Below are 4,863 nucleotides of genomic sequence, written 5' to 3'. Positions count from 1 at the left end.
TTTTACACATTGCAATTTTACACATTGCAATTTTTGGGAACTGTAAAATTTACGTTGTGCTATCTGTGGATAACTCTTTCTCAAGATGTCCCATCAGATACTCTAGGTAGTTGTCTGTTATAGGAACATCTGAGAAAAATCTGTGCACCTCACTCCCTTTTCCTCTACCTAAGCTACGCTTAATCACTCTCATATATCCTGCTTCTTCTAAGATTTTGAAATGGCTATCAACGGTAGTGCGGCTTATGCCTAGCCGTCTTGCGATTTCATCCGGATATACAACCCAATCGGGCTTATTGGTCAAGATGACCGTTAAAATGCCTATTGTTGCTGGTTTCAACCGTTTGTCTTGAGTAAAAGCGTTATTGATAGATGTGTAATTTTCGTTTGCGTTCCTGATTATGTATTGCATACCTCATAGTCAAGCCCCTTTCCGTAGTTTTTCTTTGCGAAAACCTATGATGATGTCATAGTAAGCGTGGCCGCTAGGTATGACATATTTAGTTAGATCATCAACTTTGGAACCGTCTGCCATAATGTTGATTATGGCCGGTTCCCATTTTTGTTTTTTCATGGTACAATCTCTTTAGTTTAAATTTTCTATCGGTCTGACTCTGGCAGGGGTCAGCCTTTTTTGTTGCCTTGGCGACACTGGAGAACTAGCGAGGACTTTTGGATTTTATTTTTAGGAGTTCTTATAAAATCAAATCATCTAATGGTATTGCTTACGTTTCAACTGAATTGTTGCCCCGCTAGCTCACTAGTGCCGTCAAGGTGTCGTCCTCAATCTTCTTGTTCGATAATCGGTAGGACGTCGATAGCTTTCAATTTGTCGTATATAAAACGTCTTCCAAGTTGTGTCCAGACCGTTGTCATGTTACTGTGGGGTTTCCCGTCCTTACCAACGTAATCGAATGTTCGACTTGAGATGTAGCCTTTACCAATATATTTCGCATATAGAACCCACTGACCATTGACGATGCGTTGGATACGCTCTTGTTTCAAGAGTTGGTTCATTTTGCGTGCTGACATCCCGTAGTCTTGAGCAATTTGGGTGATTGTCAAGCTGTCCTTGGTTTGTAAAATCAAGTCTAGGTAATCAGCGTTTTTAGTCGCTTCTTCCAACTCAATCAAGAGGTTTTCGTTTTGGTTTTCCAAGAGCTTGATTTTCTTATCAGCCATGAGCAATGCCCTAGCCATGATTTTTTCTGGGCTATTGAAGTCCTTTTCAACTTGGATAAAGTAAGTTCGGACTTCCTTGCCTTTGTCTGTTCGTTGAATCATTGCGATTTCTTTCGCCATATCCAACTTAATAATGTGATCTTGACTTGGTCGCCCTCCGGTACTTTTGCTCAAAAATGAGCTAAAGTCTTCACCCTCTGTAAAACCATATTCGGTCATACGTGGAAACCAATCTTTATAAGCTGTTTTAACACCTAGAGCTTTATGCAACTGTCTTCCAGAAACAACCGGCTCGTGATTCTCGTTCAGTGTTACGCTGATCAATTCGTTCATTCGTATCTCTCCTTTCTAATCTATACGAAATTTCGTATATTTAGGTTAAAAAAATTTAGGCTTCAGCACGTTCACTGAACAGATATTCTAATTCATATTCTGGGAAGAATGCTTTCTTGATAGCTACCGTCTCGCCAAATTTGAAATCGGATACACCATCAATTTTGCTACGAACCGTGCGGGAATCAACACCTAGCAGGTCGGCGATGTCTACTAATGCGACACCTTTAATCTTACGAATTTCTTCGATGTTTTTCATTTGTGTCCTCCTTCCTTAAGCTTGATTTAAGTATATACTAATTTTCGTACACTGTCAACAGAAAAATACGATTTTTTTTACTTTTTTTATTTACCCACTCAATTTTCTGTGGTAATATATAGGAAGAAAGAGAAATGAGGGTTACAAAAAAATGCAGGCTGAGGAAAGAATTAAAGAACTGATTATAGCTAAATACGGGAATGTAAGAGCTTTTGCAACAGAAAGCGGCATCTCTTATACTACTGTTCGCTCTATTTTAGAACGTGGTATCATGAACGCAAAAGCTGAAAACGTCTTTAAAATCTGTCATTTGTTGGGAATTTCACCGGACACACTCGCTGAATGGGGTGTTACGGACGAACCACAACCAACCAATGCCCACGATATCGATAACATCATCGATAATGCGATGATGTTCGACGGTAAACCTCTTACCGATGATGACAAGCGTGCCATTCGTGGCATAATTGCCGGCTATATGAACAGCAAAGAGAAGTGAGGTGCTATGACTGAAAGTGAATTGCTTGAGCAATTCAATGTCTCTATCTGTGAGTTTAGTTCAATCGAGTGGTCACGAAATGGCTTTATAGACCCAATAAACAGGGTTGTTTACATCAACGGGGATTTAGACCAAGACACTCGTTTAAAGGTCATTCTGCACGAACTAGGCCATCTAGAGCACAATTCCAAAGACTATGAGCGTCTACGGGAAAAGTATGAGGTTCAAGCAAATAGGAATATGATCCATGAGTTGTTAAAAAGTGAAAATCTTGATGATTTTAATTACTTACGCTTTATGGAAAAATATAATCTCACCACGATTTGTGATGAGACTTTTGTAAAAAACGAATATCTAAAACTTAAGGAGAATTGAAAAATGTTGAGTAAATGGAAGAATTTGAAACGCTGGCAAAAGTGGGTGGTTGTGCTTGTCTGCTTGGCTGTTCTTGGGAAAGTCTTTGAAATAACTGGGCTTGCACCGAAAACGAAGACAGAACCAGTTAAGACAGTCCAGACCTCCACTTCTTCAAAGGCAAAACCTAAAGCTAGTAAACCGTCTAGCAGTGCCAAAGCATCAAGCTCAAAGAGTGAGGAACAGCCTTCAAAAGAATCAAGTTCAGAACCAAGCTCGTCGGATGATAAGCTAAAAGACATTACAGAAAGTCAAATGGGTAGCTTTATTGACTACTTCAAACAAGACTTGACTGATAAAGGTTTGGATATTAGTACATATAGTTTTTACAACCGTAGCACTATTTTATATATGACTGTGCCTAACGAATATAAGACTTATAGCAAAGCTGACCTGCAGAATTTTGCTGACGGTATGCTTGCAAAAGAACATGAAGCCTTCAACGTCTGGGCTGCAATCAATAATGTCAATTATGAGCGTTATCCGATGTTCCACATTAAGACCGATGACGGGAACGCTCTAGCAAGCCAAAAGCTCAACGGATCAATGGAAGTTAAAGTAAAATAAGACAATAAAAAAACCCTACACTCACCGTCGCCAAACTTAGAGTGTAGAGCTAGCACCACAGAAAAAACGTGTAAACTGGAAAACAGCCTTACATGTTCTTTTCTGTACCCATTTTATCAAAAACGAGGTACAAACACAATGACAACACATAAAGTTGCTATCTATGTTCGAGTATCGACCACGTCGCAGGCTGACGAGGGCTATTCAATAGACGAGCAGAAAGCAAAGCTGACAAGTTACTGCGACATTAAGGACTGGAATATTTATGACATATACACCGATGGCGGTTTCTCTGGTTCAAACACGGAACGACCAGCACTAGAGCAGTTGATAAGAGACGCAAAGAGAAAGCTGTTTGATACGGTTCTAGTGTATAAACTAGACCGATTAAGCCGCAGCCAGAAAGATACACTCTATCTGATTGAAGATGTCTTTCTGGAGAATGATATAGAATTTGTCAGCCTGCTCGAAAACTTCGACACCTCAACGCCTTTCGGAAAGGCAATGATCGGATTATTGAGCGTGTTCGCCCAGTTAGAAAGGGAACAAATCAAGGAACGGATGCAGCTTGGCAAGCTGGGACGGGCAAAATCTGGCAAATCCATGATGTGGTCGAAAACATCTTACGGCTATGATTACATCAAAGAGACGGGCACGCTCTCAGTCAATCCATATCAAGCCCTAATCGTCCGGAAAATGTTCCAGTGGTATTTATCGGGTATGTCGATAACCAAGCTCAGAGACGCCCTCAATGAGCAATACGGACAAGATAAAGAGTGGAACTATAGGACAGTTAGGGTTATCCTCTCGAATCCGGTCTATTGCGGATATAATCAATTTAAGGGGCAGATATTCTCTGGCACCCATGATCCTATTATATCCGAGGAAGATTTTAACAAGACGCAAGAGGAAATTAAAACAAGGCAAAGGACTGCCGCCCAGCGTTTCAACCCCCGACCATTTCAAGCTAAATACATGCTTTCTGGTATTGCTCAGTGCGGCTATTGTTCAGCCCCGCTTGCTATCAAGTTAGGCATGATACGGAAAGACGGCACACGATTAGTTAAGTACGAGTGTAAGCAGCGACACCCTCGTAAGACTAAGGGCGTGACCGTTTATAACAACAATGAGAAATGCGACTCCGGGTTCTATTTCAAAGACGATATAGAGCACTTTGTCCTAACTGAAATCAGCAAACTACAAACTGATTCAGATTATATCGACAAGCTATTTTCTAACACTAACAAAGAGACGATAGACCGGGATAGCTACCAGAAACAGATTGACAATCTGACCGCTAAAATTAGCAGGCTTAATGATCTATACATTGACGATAGGATTTCACTAGAGGAACTACAAAAACGGTCAAGCGACTTCATGGCAGAAAGGTCAGCGCTCGAAAAAGAGCTAGACGCTGACACCTCTCTCAAAGCTGTAGAGCGGAAAGAAGATATTAGACGGGTGCTTGACACGAAGGACATCTTCACGCTTGATTATGAGCAGCAGAAAGCCATAGCACGCGCCTTGATAAGCAAGGTTCGAGTTACTAGTGAAAGCATCGTTATTTTGTGGAAATTATAGAGCGTTTTAGTAACCTTTATTTCAATCA

8 protein-coding genes are annotated in these 4,863 nt (G+C 40.7%); 4 read left to right on the top strand and 4 right to left on the bottom strand.

What is annotated here, in order from left to right; translation table 11 throughout:
- Window positions 1-49: 49 nt before the first annotated feature.
- From HMPREF3112_RS10670 to HMPREF3112_RS10660, 4 genes are all read right to left on the bottom strand, one after another.
- The gene (locus HMPREF3112_RS10670) at window positions 50-340 is read right to left on the bottom strand and encodes a winged helix-turn-helix domain-containing protein (RefSeq protein WP_247922887.1); all 291 of its coding nucleotides are present in this window, start codon (window positions 338-340) and stop codon (window positions 50-52) included.
- Window positions 341-421: 81 nt separating this feature from the next.
- A complete protein-coding gene (locus HMPREF3112_RS11490) occupies window positions 422-574 on the bottom strand; it encodes a BOW99_gp33 family protein (RefSeq protein WP_176744482.1) in 153 nt (50 codons plus the stop codon).
- Window positions 575-783: 209 nt separating this feature from the next.
- Window positions 784-1,515: a phage antirepressor KilAC domain-containing protein gene (locus HMPREF3112_RS10665; RefSeq protein WP_070439741.1), complete on the bottom strand. Its 732-nt coding sequence runs from the start codon at window positions 1,513-1,515 to the stop codon at window positions 784-786.
- A 55-nt stretch (window positions 1,516-1,570) separates the two neighbouring features.
- The gene (locus tag HMPREF3112_RS10660) at window positions 1,571-1,774 is read right to left on the bottom strand and encodes a hypothetical protein (RefSeq protein WP_049554268.1); all 204 of its coding nucleotides are present in this window, start codon (window positions 1,772-1,774) and stop codon (window positions 1,571-1,573) included.
- A 151-nt stretch (window positions 1,775-1,925) separates the two neighbouring features.
- On the opposite strand from HMPREF3112_RS10660, the gene HMPREF3112_RS10655 reads away from it, so the two are divergent.
- From HMPREF3112_RS10655 to HMPREF3112_RS10640, 4 genes are all read left to right on the top strand, one after another.
- Entirely contained in the window at window positions 1,926-2,273 is a 348-nt protein-coding gene (locus tag HMPREF3112_RS10655; RefSeq protein WP_070439740.1) for a helix-turn-helix domain-containing protein, read from the top strand.
- 6 nt (window positions 2,274-2,279) lie between these two features.
- Window positions 2,280-2,648 carry an ImmA/IrrE family metallo-endopeptidase gene (locus HMPREF3112_RS10650; protein WP_070439739.1) on the top strand — a complete coding sequence of 123 codons (369 nt, stop codon included), beginning with the start codon at window positions 2,280-2,282 and terminating at the stop codon, window positions 2,646-2,648.
- Window positions 2,649-2,651: 3 nt separating this feature from the next.
- The gene (locus tag HMPREF3112_RS10645; protein WP_256262702.1) at window positions 2,652-3,254 is read left to right on the top strand and encodes a hypothetical protein; all 603 of its coding nucleotides are present in this window, start codon (window positions 2,652-2,654) and stop codon (window positions 3,252-3,254) included.
- Window positions 3,255-3,392: 138 nt separating this feature from the next.
- A complete protein-coding gene (locus HMPREF3112_RS10640) occupies window positions 3,393-4,835 on the top strand; it encodes a recombinase family protein (protein ID WP_070439738.1) in 1,443 nt (480 codons plus the stop codon).
- The last annotated feature ends 28 nt before the right edge of the window (window positions 4,836-4,863 follow it).

This window comes from Streptococcus sp. HMSC10E12 (assembly GCF_001807855.1).
In the GTDB taxonomy this organism is placed as follows: Bacteria; Bacillota; Bacilli; order Lactobacillales; family Streptococcaceae; genus Streptococcus; species Streptococcus salivarius.
The sequence above is the reverse complement of the archived record's forward strand: the minus strand, read 5'-3'. Positions and strand labels throughout refer to the sequence as shown.